Annotated in this window: 15 protein-coding genes and 1 pseudogene; 7 read left to right on the forward strand and 9 right to left on the reverse strand. The window is 41.0% G+C overall.

Translation table 11 applies throughout. From position 1 onward, the window contains the following. Window positions 1-121 precede the first annotated feature (121 nt). From carA to ACFI4Z_RS14410, 4 genes are all read left to right on the forward strand, one after another. A complete protein-coding gene (carA, locus tag ACFI4Z_RS14395) occupies window positions 122-1258 on the forward strand; it encodes a glutamine-hydrolyzing carbamoyl-phosphate synthase small subunit (RefSeq protein ID WP_462671182.1) in 1137 nt (378 codons plus the stop codon). A 16-nt stretch (window positions 1259-1274) separates the two neighbouring features. Next, entirely contained in the window at window positions 1275-4493 is a 3219-nt protein-coding gene (gene carB / locus ACFI4Z_RS14400) for a carbamoyl-phosphate synthase large subunit (RefSeq protein ID WP_462671183.1), read from the forward strand. Between the two features lie 51 nt (window positions 4494-4544). Continuing rightward, window positions 4545-5021 (forward strand): transcription elongation factor GreA, encoded by a 477-nt coding sequence (gene greA / locus ACFI4Z_RS14405; RefSeq protein WP_462671184.1) that lies wholly within the window; start codon window positions 4545-4547, stop codon window positions 5019-5021. A 196-nt stretch (window positions 5022-5217) separates the two neighbouring features. Then, a complete protein-coding gene (locus tag ACFI4Z_RS14410; RefSeq protein ID WP_462671185.1) occupies window positions 5218-6261 on the forward strand; it encodes a S66 family peptidase in 1044 nt (347 codons plus the stop codon). A 27-nt stretch (window positions 6262-6288) separates the two neighbouring features. Here the strand turns inward: ACFI4Z_RS14410 and ACFI4Z_RS14415 are convergent, their stop codons facing one another. Then, complete coding sequence (locus ACFI4Z_RS14415) at window positions 6289-6945, reverse strand: nitroreductase family protein (protein WP_462671186.1); 657 nt, start codon at window positions 6943-6945, stop codon at window positions 6289-6291. Window positions 6946-7055: 110 nt separating this feature from the next. Here ACFI4Z_RS14415 and ACFI4Z_RS14420 point away from each other — a divergent pair, with 110 nt between their 5' ends. After that, entirely contained in the window at window positions 7056-7994 is a 939-nt protein-coding gene (locus ACFI4Z_RS14420; RefSeq protein WP_462671187.1) for a LysR family transcriptional regulator, read from the forward strand. Window positions 7995-8047: 53 nt separating this feature from the next. On the opposite strand, the gene ACFI4Z_RS14425 is transcribed toward ACFI4Z_RS14420, so the two are convergent. From ACFI4Z_RS14425 to ACFI4Z_RS14440, 4 genes and pseudogenes are all read right to left on the reverse strand, one after another. Then, window positions 8048-8269, reverse strand: coding sequence for a tetratricopeptide repeat protein (locus ACFI4Z_RS14425; RefSeq protein WP_462671188.1), 222 nt, complete (start codon window positions 8267-8269; stop codon window positions 8048-8050). Window positions 8270-8274: 5 nt separating this feature from the next. Then, a pseudogene (locus ACFI4Z_RS14430) lies at window positions 8275-9555 on the reverse strand (serine hydrolase domain-containing protein). Between the two features lie 133 nt (window positions 9556-9688). Beyond that, the gene (locus ACFI4Z_RS14435) at window positions 9689-12868 is read right to left on the reverse strand and encodes an efflux RND transporter permease subunit (protein WP_462671189.1); all 3180 of its coding nucleotides are present in this window, start codon (window positions 12866-12868) and stop codon (window positions 9689-9691) included. 3 nt (window positions 12869-12871) lie between these two features. Then, complete coding sequence (locus ACFI4Z_RS14440) at window positions 12872-14044, reverse strand: efflux RND transporter periplasmic adaptor subunit (protein WP_462671190.1); 1173 nt, start codon at window positions 14042-14044, stop codon at window positions 12872-12874. A 125-nt stretch (window positions 14045-14169) separates the two neighbouring features. Between ACFI4Z_RS14440 and ACFI4Z_RS14445 the strand changes: the two genes are divergently transcribed. Beyond that, complete coding sequence (locus ACFI4Z_RS14445; RefSeq protein ID WP_462671191.1) at window positions 14170-14433, forward strand: YkgJ family cysteine cluster protein; 264 nt, start codon at window positions 14170-14172, stop codon at window positions 14431-14433. 68 nt (window positions 14434-14501) lie between these two features. On the opposite strand, the gene ACFI4Z_RS14450 is transcribed toward ACFI4Z_RS14445, so the two are convergent. Continuing rightward, entirely contained in the window at window positions 14502-16355 is a 1854-nt protein-coding gene (locus ACFI4Z_RS14450; RefSeq protein ID WP_462671192.1) for a TonB-dependent receptor plug domain-containing protein, read from the reverse strand. A gap of 187 nt (window positions 16356-16542) precedes the next feature. Here ACFI4Z_RS14450 and ACFI4Z_RS14455 point away from each other — a divergent pair, with 187 nt between their 5' ends. Continuing rightward, entirely contained in the window at window positions 16543-17061 is a 519-nt protein-coding gene (locus ACFI4Z_RS14455) for a peptide-methionine (S)-S-oxide reductase (RefSeq protein ID WP_462671193.1), read from the forward strand. Between the two features lie 61 nt (window positions 17062-17122). On the opposite strand, the gene ACFI4Z_RS14460 is transcribed toward ACFI4Z_RS14455, so the two are convergent. The 3 genes from ACFI4Z_RS14460 to ACFI4Z_RS14470 all read right to left on the reverse strand — a co-directional run bounded on the left by ACFI4Z_RS14460 (window position 17123) and on the right by ACFI4Z_RS14470 (window position 21287). Continuing rightward, entirely contained in the window at window positions 17123-17671 is a 549-nt protein-coding gene (locus tag ACFI4Z_RS14460; protein WP_462671194.1) for a DUF4136 domain-containing protein, read from the reverse strand. Between the two features lie 293 nt (window positions 17672-17964). Then, window positions 17965-20742, reverse strand: coding sequence for an AAA family ATPase (locus tag ACFI4Z_RS14465; protein WP_462671195.1), 2778 nt, complete (start codon window positions 20740-20742; stop codon window positions 17965-17967). Beyond that, window positions 20742-21287: a condensin complex protein MksE gene (locus ACFI4Z_RS14470; protein WP_462671196.1), complete on the reverse strand. Its 546-nt coding sequence runs from the start codon at window positions 21285-21287 to the stop codon at window positions 20742-20744. The genes ACFI4Z_RS14465 and ACFI4Z_RS14470 overlap by 1 nt, the downstream gene beginning before the upstream one ends. Between the last annotated feature and the right edge of the window lie 2 nt (window positions 21288-21289).

The following is a 21289-nucleotide window of genomic DNA, read 5'->3' on the forward strand; positions in this document are numbered from 1 at the left end:
CGTAAATTGCTATAAAATAGCGCCAATTTGCCAAAAATTCATAATTGCGTGTTTCCAATCGCTATAAACGGGTAGTAAAGCAAATGACTTTACTCCCGTTTTTTACTGTTAGGAGGTTAACTTGACTAAATCCGCTCTGTTAGTTCTAGAAGACGGCACAGTGTTTCGCGGTACTGCAATCGGCGCTGACGGCATGTCAGTCGGTGAAGTAGTATTCAATACGTCTATGACTGGTTATCAGGAAATCCTGACTGACCCTTCATACGCGGAACAAATCGTAACTTTGACGTACCCACATATCGGTAATACGGGTACTAACAGCGAAGACGAAGAAGCGGGTCACATTTGGGCGAAAGGCCTAGTGATCCGTGATTTGCCACTGCTAGCAAGTAATTTTCGTAACGAGCAATCGTTAGATGATTACTTAAAACAACGCAATATCTTAGGTATTGCAGATATCGACACTCGTAAACTGACTCGTATTTTGCGCGATAAAGGTGCTCAAAATGGCTGTATTATAGCTGGTGATGATATCGATGAAAGCAAAGCGCTCGCAGCTGCGCAAGCCTTCCCAGGCTTAAAAGGCATGGATTTAGCAAAAGTAGTCTCAACCAAGGAAAATTTCGAGTGGCGTGAATCAAGCTGGACATTAGGCGAAGGGTTTAAAACCTTAGACGCGGCTGATGAAAAGTTTCACGTTGTCGCCTACGATTTCGGTGTAAAACGTAATATCTTACGTATGCTTGTAGACCGTGGATGTAAACTAACCGTTGTACCTGCGCAAACCTCAGCAGCAGACGTATTAGCATTAAACCCAGATGGTATCTTTTTATCAAATGGTCCAGGTGATCCAGAGCCATGTACATACGCAATTGATGCAATCAAAGCCTTTTTAGAAACAGATACGCCAATATTTGGTATTTGTTTAGGGCACCAATTATTAGCATTAGCATCGGGTGCAAAAACCGCAAAAATGAAGTTCGGTCATCACGGTGGTAATCACCCAGTGAAAGACTTAGACCGCGACGTTGTAATGATTACTGCGCAAAACCACGGTTTTGCTGCTGACGAAGCAAGCTTACCTGCTAACCTTCGTGCAACGCATAAATCATTGTTTGACGGTACATTGCAAGGTATTCATCGCACCGATAAGCCGGCGTTTAGCTTCCAGGGTCACCCAGAAGCAAGCCCAGGCCCGCACGATGCAGCCCCATTATTTGACCACTTCATCGACCTGATGCAAGCGCGTAACAACTAATTAGACTGGAGTAATAATGCCAAAACGTACTGATTTAAAAAGCATTCTTATCCTAGGTGCTGGCCCGATTGTAATCGGCCAGGCCTGTGAATTTGACTACTCTGGTGCTCAAGCGTGTAAAGCACTTAGAGAAGAAGGTTATCGAGTTATCTTAGTTAACTCGAACCCTGCAACAATTATGACTGACCCTGAAATGGCTGATGCGACGTACATCGAACCAATTCATTGGGAAGTTGTTGAAAAAATCATTGAAAAAGAAAAGCCTGATGCAGTCCTTCCTACTATGGGTGGTCAAACTGCATTAAACTGTGCGCTAGATTTAGACAAGCACGGTGTATTGGCTAAGCACGGCGTTGAGCTAATTGGCGCAACAGCAGATGCTATCGATAAAGCAGAAAACCGCGAACGTTTCGATGTTGCAATGAAAAACATCGGCTTAGAATGTCCGCGTGCTGAAATCGCACACTCAATGGATGAAGCTCGCGACACTATGACGCGCATTGGCTTGCCATGTATTATTCGTCCTTCTTTCACTATGGGCGGCACCGGTGGCGGTGTGGCTTACAACATGGAAGAATTTGAAGAAATCTGCGAGCGTGGTTTAGACCTTTCACCAACCAGTGAATTATTGATTGATGAATCATTAATCGGTTGGAAAGAATACGAAATGGAAGTTGTTCGCGACAAAAAAGACAACTGCATCATCGTTTGCTCTATCGAAAACTTTGACCCAATGGGTGTTCATACAGGTGACTCAATCACCGTTGCACCAGCACAAACATTAACCGACAAAGAATACCAACTAATGCGTAACGCCTCTATGGCGGTACTGCGTGAGATTGGTGTTGAAACCGGTGGTTCTAACGTACAGTTTGGTGTAAATCCAGTTGATGGGCGTATGGTTATCATTGAGATGAACCCTCGTGTATCACGTTCATCGGCGCTTGCTTCTAAAGCAACGGGTTTCCCAATTGCTAAAATCGCAGCAAAGCTTGCTGTAGGTTACACCCTTGATGAGCTACAAAATGATATTACTGGCGGTAAAACTCCAGCATCGTTTGAGCCGTCAATTGATTACGTTGTAACAAAAATTCCTCGCTTTAACTTTGAAAAATTTGCCGGTGCAAACGACCGTCTAACAACGCAAATGAAGTCAGTGGGCGAAGTAATGGCGATTGGTCGTAACCAACAAGAGTCATTACATAAAGCATTACGTGGTCTTGAAGTTGGCGCAACGGGCTTTAATCCGATTGTGGCACTTGATGACCCGAAAGCAAAAGAAAAAATCATTCGTGAATTACGCGAGCCGGGTGCAGAGCGCATTTGGTACATTGCTGATGCAATGCGTCACGGCATGAGTGTTGATGATGTATTTGAACTGACTAAGATTGACCCTTGGTACTTAGTACAGATTGAAGATATCCTAAAAGACGAAGCAAAAATTTCAGAAGTAGGCATGGCTGGCTTAAATGCTGACTTCCTACGTAAATTAAAGCGTAAAGGTTTTGCAGACCCTCGTATCGCTGAAATTGCCGGTGTATCTGAAGCTGAAATTCGTAAAAAACGCCATCAGTTGAACATCGTGCCAGTTTATAAACGCGTAGATACCTGTGCTGCAGAATTTAGCTCTGATACTGCTTACATGTATTCATCATACGATGAAGAGTGTGAAGCTAACCCATCTGACCGTGATAAAATCATGGTTATAGGTGGTGGTCCTAACCGTATCGGTCAAGGTATTGAGTTTGATTACTGTTGTGTACACGCAGCGCTTGCGCTTCGTGATGACGGTTATGAAACAATCATGGTTAACTGTAACCCTGAAACGGTTTCTACTGACTATGACACCTCAGATCGTTTATTCTTTGAGCCAATTACGCTTGAAGACGTACTAGAAATCGTCCGTGTTGAAAAGCCAAAAGGCGTTATCGTGCAATACGGTGGTCAAACACCACTTAAACTTGCTCGTGAGCTTGAAGCTAATGGCGTGCCAGTAATTGGTACTTCACCGGATGCAATCGACCGTGCAGAAGACCGTGAGCGTTTCCAGCAGTTAGTTGAGCGTTTAGACCTATTACAGCCAGAAAACGCAACCGTGACTTCAACAGAAGAAGCGATTGCTAAATCAGCTGAAATTGGCTTCCCACTGGTTGTACGTCCTTCGTACGTACTAGGTGGCCGTGCGATGGAAATTGTGTATGACGAGCAAGACTTACGCCGTTACATGACAGAAGCTGTATCTGCATCAAACGAAGCACCAGTTCTACTTGACCGCTTCTTAGATAACGCGATTGAAGTTGACGTTGACGCGATTTGCGACGGCGAGCAAGTAATTATCGGCGGTATCATGGAGCATATTGAACAAGCTGGTGTTCACTCAGGTGACTCAGCATGTTCATTACCTGCGCACTCATTAACGCAAGAAGTGCAAGATGTTATGCGTAAGCAAGTAACTGATATGGCACTTGAGCTTGGCGTAGTTGGTTTGATGAATACTCAGTTTGCTGTTAAAGATGGCAAAGTGTATTTAATCGAAGTAAACCCACGTGCAGCCCGTACAGTACCATTTGTATCTAAAGCGACAGGTGTAGCACTTGCAAAAGTAGCGGCACGTTGTATGGCTGGTCAATCACTTGCAAGTCAAGGGATCACCAAAGAAGTTATTCCACCGTATTACAGTGTAAAAGAAGTTGTGTTACCGTTTGCTAAGTTCCAAGGTGTTGATCCAATTCGTGGCCCAGAAATGCGCTCAACGGGTGAGGTCATGGGTGTTGGTGATACTTTCGCCGAAGCATTCGCTAAAGCACAATTAGGTGCAAGCAATACTTTACCACGCGGCGGTCGCGCGTTACTATCAGTACGTAATAGCGATAAGCCACGTATTGTAGAACTTGCTAAGACCATGACTGATCTTGGTTTTAAAATAGATGCTACAGGTGGTACAGCCGAAGCCCTTAAAGCTGCGGGTATTGAAGTACGCCGTGTAAACAAAGTATTTGAAGGCCGCCCTCATATTCTTGATAACATCAAGAATAAAGAATACAGCTATATCGTAAATACGACCGAAGGTCGCCAAGCGATCGAAGATTCGAAGGTGTTACGTCGTGGTGCATTGCAAAACAAAACCAATTATACGACAACCTTGAATGCGGCATTTGCTAACTGTACTGCTAACCAAGCGGACGACCGCAGCAAAGTGACGTCAGTTCAAGAACTACACCAGCGATTGAACTAAGGAAATGTGCCAAGGCCGTTATTCGCGGCCTTGGGATTAAGTGAGAAAAGTATGCAAACAATTCCGATGACAGTTCGTGGCGCAGATCTTATGCGCAAAGAACTTAACGAATTAAAAACAGTTACCCGCCCTAAGATTGTAAATGATATTGCAATTGCACGTGAGCATGGTGACTTAAAAGAAAACGCTGAGTATCATGCTGCGCGTGAGCAACAGGGTTTTTGCGAAGGCCGTATTCAAGAAATTGAAGCGAAGCTTTCAAACGTACAAATTATTGATGTAACTAAATTACCAAACACAGGTAAAGTTATTTTTGGCACTACTGTAACAATTGTAAATGTTGAAACAGATGCAGAAGTAACATACCAGATTGTGGGTGATGACGAAGCAGACATAAAAAACAATCGTATTTCGGTAAACTCACCAATCGCACGTGGTTTAATTGGTAAACAAGCAGATGATGCTGTGATCATTAAAACCCCTAATGGCGACGTTGAGTACGAAGTTATCGACGTTGAGTACGTTTAAATACTTTCCTGACTTAGTGTTTAATACCAAACTATCTCAAGTTTAGGTATATAAAAACCGCTGCATTTTCGCAGCGGTTTTTTTATGTGTGAGCTAAATTAGACACAGCTTGATTATTTCGGTAGCTTAGAGCCTTGTACTAACCATCCCATTAAGTTTACATTTTTAGTGGCGCAGAAGTTTACCAAGGAGTTTTATGGAGCCAATTATTTTTCCTGTACCTTTGGAACAAGGTGATAAAATAGCGATTTGTGCATTTTCAAGCAGCGTAGATGCTGCATTTCAGCCACGTTTAGATAAAGTTTTGCAGGGACTTAAAACTCGAGGCTATGATGTTATTGAAGGAGAGTGTCTCAGAGAGCTCAAATCAGCGAAAGATCGCGCTGATGAGTTAATGGCTTTTCTCATGGATGATGAAATAGCAGCTGTCATGCCACCATGGGGTGGTGAGTTAGCGATGGAAATACTGCAATACATCGATTTTAATGCGCTTAAAAAATGTCGTCCAAAATGGGTTGTTGGTTTTTCAGATATCAGCACCTTTATGTGTGTTCTAACAGCTCGTTGTGGCTGGGCAACTTTACACACCGCAAATCTAATGCAGCTTCACCCAGACGAAAATGACAGTGCGTGTTTGCAAGTGTTTGATACTTTGAGCCTTTCTAAGGGTGAAGTGTTCGTTCAAGAACCCGCTAAGTTTTACCAAAGAAAGGATATAGATTACGCAAACGCCCCTGATACACTGTTTGATTTAACAGAGCCTAGCCAATGGCGGTGTTTGAATTACAAAGATAAGCGAGAGATAGAATTAACTGGGCGACTTTTTGGCGGCTGTTTAGATACTCTTAATGTATTACTTGCCACACCTTATCTAGACTTGCATGGCTTTAAACAAGAGTTTGCTCAAGAGGGGCTGGTACTTTATTTAGAAAATGCAGAATTGTCACCGAGCGCAGTTGCGCGCAGCTTAATGGCGTTGAAACTCAATGGTGTGTTTGCGGACATCAATGGTATTGTTTTGGGGCGAAGTGCCTTAGTAAAATCACCTTACCAAGATATTGATTATTATGATGCAATTGAGCTTGCGCTTGGTAAATGTATTTTCCCAGTAATCATTGATGCCGATATAGGCCATGTTGCACCTAATATGAGTCTAGTTAATGGCGCTTTTTGTACTTTGAAAGCGAAAATTAATAAAGGCTTAGCCAGTGAAGTGACAGTAACAACTTCATTAAAATAGGCCCATAAAAACCATGGGCCTTACAATTTATAAAACAGTGATAACGCGCTCTTTTGCTAAACGAGACTTAGGCAGTTTTGCGTTGTAGTCTTCTTCACTATCATGGTAGCCAATAACTAAGGCTACATCGCAAATATAACCACCCAGTTCTTGTTTAAACTCTTCACCGATCAGCTCTGCATCAACACCTTCCATTGGGGTAGAATCAATACCTAAACGTGCCGCTGCGTGCATAGTGTTGCCTAAAGCAATATAAGTTTGTGCTTTGGTCCACGAAGCATTATTGCCATTGTCATCTGTGTTTAAATCAACAAAAGCAAATGCGCCGAATGCTTGTTCGCGATTTTCTTTTGGTGTGCGACCATTTTTGATATCTGTATCGATGACTTGTGCATAATCATCGCGAGTATAGGTTGGGTTGTAAGCAAATAAAATGGTATGCGAAGCTGCTTTTATATGAGGTTGATTAAATTGAAATTTATTTTCAAAAGTACGGTGCATCCGTTCTTTTGCTTGATCAGATTTAATAACAATAAATTTCCATGGTTGAGAGTTTATAGATGAAGGAGAAAGACGCATAGCCTCAATTAGCACGGCTAAATCTTGCGCAGATACGCGCTTAGTTGCATCGTACTTTTTAGCCGTATAGCGTGATTCTAAGTCTGTAATAATAGGGTGTGTCATAATGCTTTCCTGGTTAAATCATTGTGATCGTCTGAAAAGGATAATAGCCCTTGCATTGTTTTTGATAAACAGCATAATTATTGAATCATTATCAAAATAAAATAGATAATATGCAGTTAGATGATTTAAAACTGATATTGAAAGTCGCTGAATTTAAAAGTATTACTTTAGCCGCTGCCAAACTAGATATGCGAACTGCCACAGCAAGTGCTGCTATCAAACGTGTAGAAGCAGCATTAGGTGTTGACCTTTTTGTACGTACAACACGCCACTTAAGACTCTCAGCAGCTGGAGAGCGATACATACCACAATGCGAGCAAGCTTTGGCTGTGCTTGAAAACGCACGGCAGAACTTAAAAGGCGAGCATGATGAAATTGAAGGTGAGCTAAGAGTCGCGCTATCGTCTGATTTAGGGCGCAACTTAGTGATCCCTTGGATTGATGAAATAATGGATACTTACCCTAAGGTCAGCTTACGTACCCACATAAGTGATAGTAATATAGACTTTTATCGTGATTCTGTAGACATCGCATTACGCTATGGCTCGCCTAGTGATGCAAACGTGTTTGGCTTTAAAATTTGCAATGCTCCGCGTTTATTATGTGCAACTAAAAGTTATGTCCTTGAGCATGGAAATCCGCAACATCCGGACGATTTACTGAGGCACGAAGGTCTTTTTTATCAATTACAAGACATAATTAATAATGTGTGGGAGTTCACTGACGGCCAAAATAAATACAAAGTGAAAATGCAAGGTAGGCGTGCATCTAACGATGGCGATTTAGTGAGGCGTTGGTGCGTTGCTAGCAAAGGACTTGCAGTTAAATCTGCATTAGATATTGCAGATGACCTCATCAATGACAGGGTAATAACATTAATGCCTAATTATCAACATACCTGTGGAGAGCTGTGGCTTATTTGCCCAACCAGACAATCAATCACACCTGCGGTGAGGTTGCTGCGCGATGCATGCCGCGAAAAAGCAAAAGCAAAACTTACAGCATTAATAGATAAAGGTATTCTCGATAAGAGTGTTTTGAAGGACTAAATTTAAACGCGCTTGAGTAAACACAAGCGCATTTTTTATATTTCAATAAGTTGTTATTGACTATGTTTTTTAATTCTACGCAGCTGATTAATAGCCTGTTGAGCGCTTTCACTGTTAGGGTCTAATTCAAGTGCTTGTTGGTAACTTTGTAAAGCAAGTGAATATTTTTTTGCTGCCATATATGCTTCACCTAAACTATCGTGGGTATTGGCTGAATCTGGGTATTTAGCAGCATTTAGCTCAAATATAGTAATTGCGGCCTCCAGTTTTTTCATAGCCATCAATTCATAGCCGAAATAATTAATGCTTCTTTCCTAAGGGCGATTTTTTGCACATCCAACTGGTTATATTTGCTCTTTAGTTTTGCAATGCCGCCAGTTTGCAAAGCATTATAAAGTTGGCTCTCGACATTTTCAGTTGCGCCTTTATGTGGCTTGTTATAAAAAATATCGGTCAAACCTCTGCTCATAGGTGTAAGTGGTGCACCGCCAGTATTATTAAGAATAACGACCAATAATTGATCTTCAATGATTCGACTGATAAATGCGTTGAATCCATCAATTCCTCCGCCATGCTGAATTTGTGTGAGAGGTTTACCATATTTATTAGACTCTAACTTATTTACTTCCCAGCCTAGAGCATAATTACGTTGTTCGGAAACCGTATACATTTGGCTTTTCAATTCTTCATTTAATAACGTGTTTGTGTAAAGAGCCTGATCCCATTTAACAAGATCCCGTGCAGTTGAGTACATGGAGCCCGCAGCGTAGGGGATTGACATATCTAAGTAATCAGCATTTTTATAACCATCTAAATTATTGCTATACCCTGATGCACGCTGTGGGATTATTTTTGTGTGTGAGTCATAACATGTATCATGCATATTTAGCGGCGTTAAAATACGCTGCTGGAGTACATCTTGATAGCGCTTTTGAGTTATCGCTTCAATAACCGCGCCTAAAATAAAGTAGCCTGAATTGCTATAACGAAATTGCGTGCTGGGTTCAAATAGTAGGTCTTCACTACACAATAATTCAATAAATTCATCAACAGTTTATGGATTACGGCTAATTCGTGTTCTAAAGTCTTTTGCTCGTGTGTAGTTATCAAGCCCTGATGTGTGATTTAGTATCTGCCTTATAGTAATTTTATTACCAATATCTTTACGGTAGTTGGGCAGGTATGTGCTTAAAGGCGCATCGAGTTGTATTTTACCTTGTTGTACTAATTGTAAAATAAGCAATGCGGTAAACTGTTTAGTAATCGAGCCTATTCGAAACTTTGTCTCAGCAGTATTTTTAATATCCCACTCGAAATTAGCGTGGCCATAGCTTTTTTCAAAAATCACGTTACCTTGCTTTGCCACTAACACATTGCCGTTGAATTGTTTTAGCTGATAAAACGAACTAACAAAATTATCCATTTCATTGGCAACTGATTTAGCCTTTACTACCTGTGCAGTGCTTAGCAATACAATCGCAAGCAAGGCAAAATAGAGAGTACAAACGGTGTTTTTCATCGTTATCCTGTAATAAAGTCGATTATTTAATGAACTATTCATATCGCGGATAGCAGACAAAGATAAATCTATATCGTGTTGATTTATTGTGATTAAATCACCGGTTGTTGCTTTTTAACATATAAAAAAGCCCGCGCTGTAAACAACGCGGGCTTGTTGGTTGGGATGTTAAATTTTATAACTGAGTAGGGTTAGCTTTGTTATCAATAACACCATTCTTTGTATAAACATCGATAACAGGGTTTTTACCGCGAACTTTACGAATCACACGTTTAAGATCCTCCAGTGCGACATATTGGCACGGAATTAAAATTAGAGTAATTACTGTGGCAAACAGTACACCAAACGCAAGCGATACAGCCATTGGAATAACTATTTTTGCTTGTAAGCTGGTTTCCATAATGATTGGAAGTACGCCAATAAACGTAGTAATTGAAGTCAGTAAAATAGCTCTAAAGCGACGTGCGCCTGCTTGCATAACCGCATCTTTTATTGAAACACCATCAGCGCGGGCTTTGTTAACAAAATCAACCATAACTAATGAATCGTTCACAACAACCCCCGCTACCGCGATGATGCCAAAGATTGATAAGCCGCTCATGGTCATTCCTAAAACCATATGACCAAACATAGCGCCAATGACACCGAATGGGATCACTGACATGATGATTAATGGTTGTGAATAAGAACGAAGTGGTATTGCTAGTAATGCGAATATAATCATCATTGAAAGTGCAAAATCGCGTACTTGCTCAGCCACACTGTCCATTTCTTCTTGAATACGTCCAGCAACACTACTTTGCACGCCTGGGTAATTCTTAAGTAGGGCAGGTAAGTATTCATCACGTATCTCTTGTGCTATTGCAAACGGTTCAACTTGCTCAGAATTAACCGCTGCCCAGACATTAATTGTACGTTTTGAGTTTTCGCGGCGAATACGGTTAACACCATCAACTAGATTTACTTGCGCAATTTCTGCCAGTGGCACTTCAGCACCGCTTGGCGTAATTATGCGAACGCTTTCAATATCACTGATTGAGTTACGTGCTTCTTCTGGATAACGGATCATCACCTTGATTTCTTCGCCGTTACGTAAAATACGTTGTGCTTCAAGCCCGTAATAGCTAAAACTAACTTGTGATGCAACATCTGACAGTGTCAGCCCCATGCTGTAAGCAAGTGGTTTAAGGTCAAGTTGTACTTCGTCAGTAGCGCTTTGCATTGAGTCATTTACATCACCCACACCTTCCATGCTATTTAGTTTTTCTTTCAGCTTGGCCGCAACCTCTTTAAGTTGCTTAGTGTCCTTACCTTCTAAACGGAAGCTAATATCGCCATCATCCCGACCACCATTCATTATGCTGTCTTGAATTGTTAGCGTTTTAACACCAGGAAGAGGTGGCATTTGTTCACGCCATAAGGCGCTAAGCGCAAACGTATCGATAGGGCGTAAATCAGGCTCAATCAATACCGCCATGATGCTCGCATTGGTGCGGCCACGCAGGCTCACTGATAAATCGCGTACCATCGCTGTGCCATACTGTTCTTTTAGTTGCTCATCAACATTTAAAATAACTTGTTCAATTTGTTGTGCAGTTGCCAAGGTGGCTTGCTCAGATGATGCTAAATTCATTTCCACAGAAATACGTGGAAAATCATGTGGGATCTTAGGGTTGGCAACAAATTTAACTAAACCACCGGCGAACATACCGCCACTCACAATCAGTACACACACAAATCCCATGATGACGGCATAACGATAATGAATACAGCGAGCAATAAACGGTGTGTAGTAACTGTCAACAAAGCGTTTTAACCCGCCATCCATCACTGTACGTAAGCGATAAAGTGGATTTTTAGGATTTGGCTTACGCACTTTCATTGCAGCTAAATGAGCAGGCAGAATCAGCTTGGACTCAATTAATGAGAAAATTAAGCAGAGAATAATAACCCCACCAATGGCTTTAGAAAACGCCGCCCCAGGGCCTGTCGCTAATGTTTGTGGTAAGAAGGCTGCAATGGTGGTTAACACCCCAAAGGTTGCAGGCATTGCGACACGTTTAACGCCACGCACGACGTTATCAAGAGAGTGGCCGTGTTTTTCAATCTCAGCACTAGCAGACTCGCCAACAACAATGGCGTCATCAACCACTATTCCCAGTACCAGTATGAATGCGAATAATGACGCTAAATTGATGGTGACATCTAAAAAGCCCATCGGCATCATTAAAAAAGCACCTAAGAATGATACAGGTAGCCCCATCATTACCCAAAACGCCAAGCGTAATGGTAAAAAGAGTGCTAGTACGACCATAACTAATATGCCGCCCCATACCATGTTGTCGATCATCATATCTAAACGCCCTTCAAGGTAGTACGTTAAATCAACAATGGGTGTTAATTTTACGCCAGCAGGAAGAGTGTCAGCTTTATCCGCTAAGTATTGTTTTAAAACTTTAGCGACTTTAGTTATGTCTTGATCTTTTGATGCATTTATTTCGAAAGAGAGGGAGTTCTTGCCGTTATATTTAGAGTATTGTAAACCTTCTTCAAAGCCGTCATTAATCGTGGCTACATCCCCTAAATAGACTTGTGCGCCGTCAGGTAATAATATCAGAGGCAGTTTTTCAAATTCATTACCACGGTAGGCTTGTTTTTCAACACGCATCGAAATATAGCCATTTTCAGAGCGTATTTGCCCCGCTGACATATTCGCTGAAAAGGCACGAACAGCGCTTGATATATCTCTGAAGGTTAAGCCATATTCACGCAGTTTATCTGGGCTTACTTCAATGCCTATTTCGTAGTCTAAGCCACCGTTAAAATTAACGAGGTTAATTTGTGGTAGTGCTTGCAGCTCATCTTTTATGTTGTTACCCAGCTCTTTAAGCTGATAATTACTCATATCACCGTATAGTGCGAGTATCATTACTTCTTGCTCGAACTTATTGTGACGAACAATAGGGCGTTCCATACCTGCAGGAAAGGTATTGATAGCGTCAACTTGCATTTTTATTTCGTCGAGTACTTCCTTAGTATCGTATTTTTCATCTACTTGAATCCATGCTTGTGAAAAGCCACGATTTGAATAGGTGATTTTACGTTTTAAGCCTTCTAGCCCTTCGAGGCCTTCCTCAACTTTAATTGTTATACCTTCTTCGACCTCTTGAGGCGCTGCGCCAGGGTAGACTGCTTGTACGCTGATCCAGTTATTTTCAAACTGTGGAAACATTTGTTTGCGTATTGAAAAGGCCGTTAAGATACCGCCTACTAAGATAAAAATCATAAGTAAGTTTGCAGCAACGGGGTTGCGTGCAAACCAGGCTATTAAGCCTTTTTCACTGTGAATGGTCATGGCTTACTCCTCTTTTAACGCAAGCTGTGTTGCGCCTTTAGGAGATACTAAATCATTCAGCTTTACTTGCATCCCTTCGGTAGGGAACTCCAACGCGGAGGTAATTAATTGTTCACCTTGATTGAGTCCTTCATTGGCGATTACCATGCCATTTTGTTCGCGGACAATGTTGAGTGTTTTGAATGATAACGTTAAATCATCATTCAATACGGCAATTTTGCCGCCTTTTACAAGGTGATGTGGAACAACGATTGCGTTAGCTAATGTTTGCCCTGTAATAGTCGCGTTAATGTATGACCCAAAACGCAGTGGTTGTTTACTTTGATAAGGTGTATTTACTTGAGCAACCAGATAACTCATGCGACTTTTCTGGTCAATTACCCCTTCGCTGCGCACAATTTTAGCTTTCCATGTTGTTGGCTTTCCAGCATATTCAGCGGTTAGCGTTACAGTTGCGCCAATGCCTCCATTTTCTAAATATTGGAGCTCTTTGTCGGCAACAGGTAAACGGATTTCAGCAATTGATGTAGAGCTTAATGCGCCAAATTGGCTACCAGGATTAACAACACTACCAAGGCTGATATCACGCGCAGCAATAATGGCATCGTAAGGTGCTTTAATATAGGTGCGTTCTAAGTTTCTAACAGCACGCTTTTCAGCAGCTTGAGCAGCACGGTAACGTGCAAGCTTTTCAGCTAATTGAGGTTTACGTAAATAAAGATTAGAAGGGATTACTTGGTTAGAGTCATCTTTTATACGATCCCATTCAGCTTTTGCTACATGTGCTTGAGCACGTTCAATTTCTAAATCAGCGCTCGCTTGCGCTAAACCAGCTTGTGCTTCAATAAGTGCAGCTTCATAATCATTTGGGTCAATTCGTGCTAAAATGTCGCCTTGGCTAACAAATCCACCTTGTACAAATTGTTCTGATACATAGACAACTTGACCACTTACTTGGGCGACTAACTGTGTATGATCTTTAGCTTTAACGACACCATACGATTTTACATCTAAGCTAATGGCATCAAGGTTTACTGCATCAGTAGACACGAGCGGACGAGTATCTTGTTCTGGTTTTTCTTCTGGTGGCTGTTTCATTGATGAGAAACCAGCTGCCAGTGCTATGCCGCCGACCAGTACGGCAATAGGTAGAATTATTTGTTTTTTAGTAGCCACGGGGCTTTCCTCATAATTAGGTGACAGCCTAATGATAATGAATAAAGTATTTATATGTCGTGTGAAGATGTAACAAGTCATTACATCATTAACAAAGTAGTGGTATTGGGTAAAAAGGGGTTAATATGAAAACACAAGCTATGAGTTGTCGACTGGGGTGCGGAGCATGTTGTATTGCACCTAGTATTAGTTCTCCAATTCCTGGTATGCCAAATGGTAAAAAAGCCGGTGAACGATGTATTCAATTAGATAACAATAACTTATGTAAGTTATTTGGTGATGAAAGCAGGCCAAAAGTATGTAGTGATTTTACTGCTACTTTTGATGTATGTGGGCAAACGAATGAACAAGCGTTAACTTTAATTACAGAACTAGAGCAAATGACGTGATTTTTTGAGCTGTAAAAATAATAAAACCGCGTAAAAACGCGGTTTTTTTGACATATCTTTTTTGCTCTTTACCAACTGTATGTTGCACTGAGAGTGTATTGTTTACCGCGACCTGGTGTACCGGGTATTTCTTCAAATGACTCACCCCATAAGTTATCAGCAGCAAGCGTAATAAATAAATTATCAAACCCCGTAGGTGTCACTTTTAAGGTTAAGTGGGTAAAAAGCGCCGAGTCATCGCTGCTACGCAAAGCATTTTCATGCTGTTTACGCCATTCATTATCAATACGAAACTCTAACATATTCGTAGGCGCCCACACTGCGCCTAGGGTAATGCGGTGATCAGGAAAGTTTAATGCATAAAAACTGGCATCAATATTCTGTGCGCCATACGTTTCTGACTTGTGCAGATAGGCATAGCTGCTAACCAGTTCAACAGTATCAAACTGTTTAGTTACTAAAATCTCTAATCCAGAGGTGTCAATATCAACGGGGTTTGCGGCGCGGGCAAAGACAGAGTCAAAGCTGTAAGTCCAATCTGTTAAGTTTTCATCTTGGCGATAAAACAGCGCTGAGTTTAGTTGCCAAGTTTGCTGTTCAAGTAACAAACCAAGCTCTAAGTTTTGTGTGGTTTCTCGCTTAAGGTTGTAATTGCTTCTGAATAACCCACCAGAATCACTTCCGCCAATAGCTGTGTAGCCTGCAACTTGGCTTGCTTGTGCAAACGATAAATAAACAGTGCGCTCAGAGCCATCATTATTTACTGTGTTCCAGTTTATATCGCCTAATAGGGAAAATTCAGAATCATCTCTATTGGTATCATCATAGGCTGCCCCTAGACGAACTGTGAGTAATTGATTATTGGCAATAGCTGTTTGATATTCAGGCAACACACTTAATTTATAATAATTGCGCGAGGTAAAGTTATTCTCAAGCGTGGTTGATTCAATTGAATCCTCAATAAATTGAGCTGAGTAGTTTAAAGCAAATGATTGACTTTGGGCATGACGACCTGAAAAACCTATCGATTTAACCTCTGTTTCATGGAAAGCTTCGAAGGCACTTGGGTTTTCACGAGAATAAATATAATGATCGTTATTTTTACGATAATAAGCTGATACTTCAAATGAGCTATCAGCTGCATAGTTTTGCTGATGATTAACTAAAAATAGTTCAGTGTCTAAGTCTTCGGTTTCATTTACACCAAAAGGAGTATACATATTTGGCCAACCAAAAAACTTTTGCTGTGAGCCATAAAAAATATCAGTTTGTGATTGTGGCCCACTCAATTGCACGCGCCCTGAGACACGACTAAAGTCATGATCGCCATACTCTATGGTGCCGTCGCTTTGTGAGTGTGAATATTCACCTTGAAAGCCCAACTGCCAGTCTTTCATACCTTTAAGAGGCATGGTAACTCCCGCATTCACGCTTTGTAGATTAAAGTCATTTGAACCAACACCCAAGGAAACACTGCCACCGGTGTTGATTGGTGTCCAACCAAAGTCAACTGTTCCCACTGAGCTATTCATGCCATAAAGCGCATTATCAACACCAGTAAATATTGCTGGGCCACTGAGCATTTGTGGGGCAATTGGGATTTCAGCAAAATAATGTCCAGACTGCGGGTCGAATAAAGTCGCACTACCAACGCGAAAGCCCGTGTTTTCAAAAATACCACCACGTATTGTTACATCGGCTTGCGCTTCAGCCATATTACGAGATTGCAAATCAACGCGTGGATCATACTCTAAGTTAGACACAGGGGCATCGAATGTACCTACTGGTAATTTGTTTGCAGTTGGGGATGCACTAACGGTAATTTTTTCTATTTCTACTAACTCATTTGCATCAGTAGCAAGAGCATAGCCTGATAGTGAAGTCATTATTGCAGGGATTATAAAGTGCGGGGCACGTCTCATTTTTACTTATCTTCTTTTGTGTTTTAATGCTAACAATTAAATGCATATCACTTTTTTGTGCGTGATAATATAAGTGCATTGTAGGGGACTGCCGTATTGTACATTAATGCACAAAAACTGCATGCGAAAATAGCCAGTCCAGCGGGTGTGTCTATGGTTCAGTTTTGAGAATTTAGGTTATTTATCAATGAGCAAAAAACATAAAGTAGATAAAGGGATAAGCTATCAGCACAGTACGATTTATTTTGCTGGTGGTTGTTTATGGGGAGTGCAAGAGTTTATGAAGCATTTACCCGGCGTGGTAAACACACAAGCAGGGCGAGCAAACGGCACCAGCAATACAACAGACAGTGAATATGATGGGTATGCGGAATGTGTAAAAGTCACTTTTAACCCTGAAGCCGTCGAACTAGCACAGTTGTTTGATTATTTTTTTGAAATTATAGACCCTTACAGTGTCAATAAGCAGGGGGAAGATGAAGGACAAAAATACCGAACGGCTATTTATAGTCAACAGTCTGAGCACTTAACAGCAGCTAGTAATTACATTAATCAGCGTGACGATGCGAATAAGATTGTCGTTGAAGTAAAGCCGTTAACAAATTACGTAAAAAGTGATGAACAACACCAAGACAGATTGAGTCGTTTTCCAGGTGATTACTGCCACATTCCGCAGGTTTTACTGCATAAATATAAAACGAATTAGTTTGCTTTCAAACACAAAAAAGCTCACCAAAAGTGAGCTTTTAAAAACCTTGTATAACGGCTTATTTATTTAGCTTTTCAGGCGGGAAACCACTTAAAATACTCGCAACTGCTTTATTAACAGCTTCGGTACGTTGCTCAGGCGACTGTTTTTTGATTAAACGACCTTCGCGAGCACCTCGCCACACAAGCTGATTAGATTGACGGTCAATAACATCTAAAATTAGCGTACCCACATCGTACTCTCGAGTTGTCGTTTGCGTATTATACCCCATGCCCCAGTAATTCCAGCGAGCAGAGTAGCCAACATTCACCGTGTCTACGTCAATTTTAGTATCAACTGATGCATGGTAATTAAGTAACACATCGGCTGTAGATGTATCGACCATAGCCATACCTTGCGCCTGTAGCTGGGTGTTCACAGCCTCTCGAACTCGTTGTTCCATTAGAGGGCTAATTTGGTAATTACCAGCATTCTTTAAGGTTGCCTGTGGCATCCAAGCAAATGTTTTATAGTTGCTAAAATCAACTGATTTATCATAATCAACATCAGGGGTTTTAGCACATGCAGCAAGCAATAATACAGCTACAGCAATTAATAGGTTTTTCATGGCGTTTGCTCCTTGGCAAAAGTTTTTCCAGTCGTTTGATAACATAACATAAAAATAATTTTACGGAATGTGTTTTTGTTACTTTCTAAGTACATACAATTAAGTAACGTGAACTGTAACGTCGATTTATCGTCCTTCATAATTTAGTCTGAAAAGTTAAATCATAGCTATCATTTTAAAATAATATGGCATGAGGTATTTAAACCTTTTTTCAGGTTGAGTAATAACAATGCAACAATTCTAGTTGTTATTTACTGAACGATAAATTAACCCTAATACCTCACGCCTATATATTAGGTATGTTCTACTTCAATCCAGTCTTTTTCATCTACCCAGTTTTGTGCGCCATCTTTGACCGAACGAATTGGCACAATATAATCGCAACTGATTTGCGGTTTAACTGAGGCAAAAATGGGCACAAAGCCAAAGCTTAGCGCGGTTTCAATAATCGCTTTTTGGTTTTGCGGATCGATATCAGCCGCTTCATCAATATAGATGGGAATACGGTATAGGTTTTGTTCTTGGTCGCTTAATAAGTAACGAATAAACAACATGCCACATAATAATTTAATGGTAATTCGTGTGCCGTTTGAACCCGCAGAATCAATTTTATCAAAGTGCTCTGTCTCACCAGCGCGGTTAACCACTTCAAAACGAATATCAAATAAGTCGGTCAGTGTTAGCCCTGCTTTTTCTGAAGCGAATTGAATTAAGTGATCTTTAGCTGCGTTTACTGCGCTTTCGTTGTTAGGTTCTTGGCTCAGTAAATCAAGGGTATCGCCTTGCTCAAATTGATTGGAAGTGCTGATGATCGTATCAATACTGTCAACCAACATTTTTCGCGGTATGACGTTAATTTTGAACGCCTGTAAGTTTGAAATACGGTGCTGGCTGATACCTTTATTAAAACTATTCATTTCACGGCGCAGGCGGTCTAAGTCTTCGCGCAGGCCTTTAATGGTTGCGGCTACTTCGGTTAGTGCCACGCGCGCTTGGCGCTCAACGGCGTCACGCTCGTTATCAATATTATGAAATGCACTAATTAATTTTTGGTATTTAGTAAACTCGTCGTTTTCGTTATCAAATTTAGTGATACCGGCATTATAAATATGCAAATAGGTATTACGTATGTTGATATCAAAATTACGCAGCTCTTGGCAGTCTTTATTAAAGTGATGGACTAAATCGCTTAAGTTATCAAAGTCGATTTGAATATCAATCATGTAAGGAGTGACTTTACCGCTGTATAAATCAAGGGTATGGTCAATTCGCTCAGATTTAACTTGGCGCAGACGATCGGCTTGGCGCGAAATAAGCTCTTTTTTAGATTTTATTATCGAACGTCTATCAGCAATTGAACCACTGTTTTTTTGAATATCTTGTAAGTAGTCGTCAACCTGATCGCGCTCGGCTAATAACTGCTCTTTTAACAGGGCTTGGGCGTCAATTGATTGCAACATGATTTCAAATTGTTCAAAGCGTTTTAATGCACTTTCACAGCTCATTAGTTCATCGTACAGCGCGTCTTTTTCTTTTTGTTTATCAGCGACATTTGCGGCCACTTCACGCTGTTGCTTAAACTCTTTGAGTGAATGTTCAAGTGCTGTTAACTGAGCCGTTAATTGCTCTTTGTTCTCACCGGTTTGCATTTGTACAGGTGATAGCTTTTTAAGCTTAATGGTCGCGCCGGGCAGGGTAAGTACGCCGCCTTTTACGTTATCAGACAATTTCGCTAAAAATTCGCCGAATGCATCTTCATCAGTTATATCAATGTCGCCATTGCTAGTGGTTGCAAAGGATAAAATATCAGGATTTAAGATACGTGAAACTTCTTCCACTTCTTTTAATGATAAGTCCTCACGCATGCGTGTGAACAAATTAAACTCAAGGTTTTTTAGCTGTAATTTTAAGCTCTTAATTTGTTTCTGCGTTTCACTAATCCTGAAATCAAGCGTGTGCAAGCTTTGCCCTTGTGCACTATTAATAGAATGCGATAAAGACTCGTAATCTTGTTTTAGTTGGCTTAGGCTGACTTTTAAGGTTGCCATGTTGACCAATTCAAACTCTGCTTTTAGTGCATTAAAGTCTAAAAACCATTGCTCAATTTGGGTTTGTTTGCGTTCAATATCACGCGACTGCTGCACATAGAGCTGCTGCTTTTGTTCAAACTCGTGTTTTTCATGCTCAATGTCCTCAAGGGCAACATTAAGCTCGCTGAGTTGCGCTTCTTGGTAAGTATCAAAGTCTATTAAAGCCTGGTCTATTTTTGGCGCATACGCAGCGAGTTTACCTTTGAGTACAGTTTGGTTTTCAAGCATAGATTCAAGCGCATTAATCGGCTCTTGCATTGATTCAAGGGCTTTCAACTCACGCTTTGCGCGGTTTACTTTATCAAATGAACGGCGCCAAACTTCATAAAAATCAACTTTTGAGTTAGACATATGGCGCTCAAACACACGCAGCATAAAGCGTTTTACATCGGCAGCACCGAGCTTGTGTAGATTTAGAATCCGACGGAAAATTTCTTTATAAATAGCCGAGTCTTGCACATTATTAAGCGGGATCATTTTTAAGTTAATGTCGCCATCAAACGGCGTTGCGCCGCCAGTAAGTAGGGCGTTTAGCTCTTGAGCTTTAAGCTCAATTGGATTAAAACCTTGCTCCTTTAAGTGGTTAAAGAGCTTAGTGAACTTAATGATGGTTTTACCTTGGGTGTAGTGCTCAAGATCAAGTTTGCCTTGATAGCAAAAAAACTGATGCGCGTAGCCGGCTATTTTACCTAGGCCTGCAACACCAATAACGACCGGGCCTTGTGGTAGGTTTGCCTCAAGTAAAATGTATGACTGATCAGATGAAAAATAAAACTTACGGGTTTCATCTAAGTCATGGCCATCCCACTCAGTCAGGCGTAAATCGTTAATAAGCGGAAATTGCAAAGCGTTTATAACTGAGCTTTTACCGGTGTTGTTTGGGGCACAAATAGAGCTGCTTTTATCAAGGGGGATAACACACTTGGCGTAACCTGCAGTGTTTAAAAGCGCCAGTTTACTAAGGCCGTATAGATTTTTCATTATTCGTCCTCGCCTAGGTAGGTTTCTTCGTTCACTTCCATTAACGCATCAATATAGCGATAAACCGGGGCTTGCAGCATAAAACCGCCTTCAACTTCACGGGCAAGGCCAAGTCGGATCATCCGTAAATATACATCTTTACGTAAATCAGAACCTGAGAAAATTTCGAGCTGGTCAAATAAATGTTTGTTCATCTGCACTAAGGTTTGCATGAGCTCTAAATCGTTTACTTCATCAAATAAGGCACGCATGGGGTCTTTACCGGTGTTAGCGAAGTGCTCAATTAATATGTAAACGGTGAGTGCGATTGCACGAGAGATTTTGCCCATGTTTGGCGTGCTTTCATCGCTCGCAAAGTAATAGAAGCCACGACTATCATGCTTTAACTCATGGCCGAGAGAGCAAAATAATGCACTGTATTGCTCAATGTGTTGATCAAGTTCTTGCCACATCAAGGTGTCTTGCTCGCTAATGTGGTAACCCGTTACCAGCTTTTTATTGATAGCTTGTAGATGGGTTAATTCATGTAAATTAATTTGGGTCATAA

It is taken from the genome of Pseudoalteromonas sp. RWi3 (assembly GCF_054960735.1).

Excerpts from the sequence above, each read along its gene's own strand:
- ACFI4Z_RS14455 (WP_462671193.1), top strand. The coding sequence starts at position 16,543 with ATGAGCAAAAAACATAAAGTAGATAAAGGGATAAGCTATCAGCACAGT.
- ACFI4Z_RS14450 (WP_462671192.1), bottom strand. The coding sequence starts at position 16,355 with ATGAGACGTGCCCCGCACTTTATAATCCCTGCAATAATGACTTCACTA.
- ACFI4Z_RS14460 (WP_462671194.1), bottom strand. The coding sequence starts at position 17,671 with ATGAAAAACCTATTAATTGCTGTAGCTGTATTATTGCTTGCTGCATGT.
- ACFI4Z_RS14435 (WP_462671189.1), bottom strand. The coding sequence starts at position 12,868 with ATGACCATTCACAGTGAAAAAGGCTTAATAGCCTGGTTTGCACGCAAC.
- ACFI4Z_RS14470 (WP_462671196.1), bottom strand. The coding sequence starts at position 21,287 with ATGACCCAAATTAATTTACATGAATTAACCCATCTACAAGCTATCAAT.
- ACFI4Z_RS14445 (WP_462671191.1), top strand. The coding sequence starts at position 14,170 with ATGAAAACACAAGCTATGAGTTGTCGACTGGGGTGCGGAGCATGTTGT.
- ACFI4Z_RS14410 (WP_462671185.1), top strand. The coding sequence starts at position 5,218 with ATGGAGCCAATTATTTTTCCTGTACCTTTGGAACAAGGTGATAAAATA.
- ACFI4Z_RS14420 (WP_462671187.1), top strand. The coding sequence starts at position 7,056 with ATGCAGTTAGATGATTTAAAACTGATATTGAAAGTCGCTGAATTTAAA.
- ACFI4Z_RS14465 (WP_462671195.1), bottom strand. The coding sequence starts at position 20,742 with ATGAAAAATCTATACGGCCTTAGTAAACTGGCGCTTTTAAACACTGCA.
- ACFI4Z_RS14425 (WP_462671188.1), bottom strand. The coding sequence starts at position 8,269 with ATGAAAAAACTGGAGGCCGCAATTACTATATTTGAGCTAAATGCTGCT.
- ACFI4Z_RS14415 (WP_462671186.1), bottom strand. The coding sequence starts at position 6,945 with ATGACACACCCTATTATTACAGACTTAGAATCACGCTATACGGCTAAA.
- carB (WP_462671183.1), top strand. The coding sequence starts at position 1,275 with ATGCCAAAACGTACTGATTTAAAAAGCATTCTTATCCTAGGTGCTGGC.
- greA (WP_462671184.1), top strand. The coding sequence starts at position 4,545 with ATGCAAACAATTCCGATGACAGTTCGTGGCGCAGATCTTATGCGCAAA.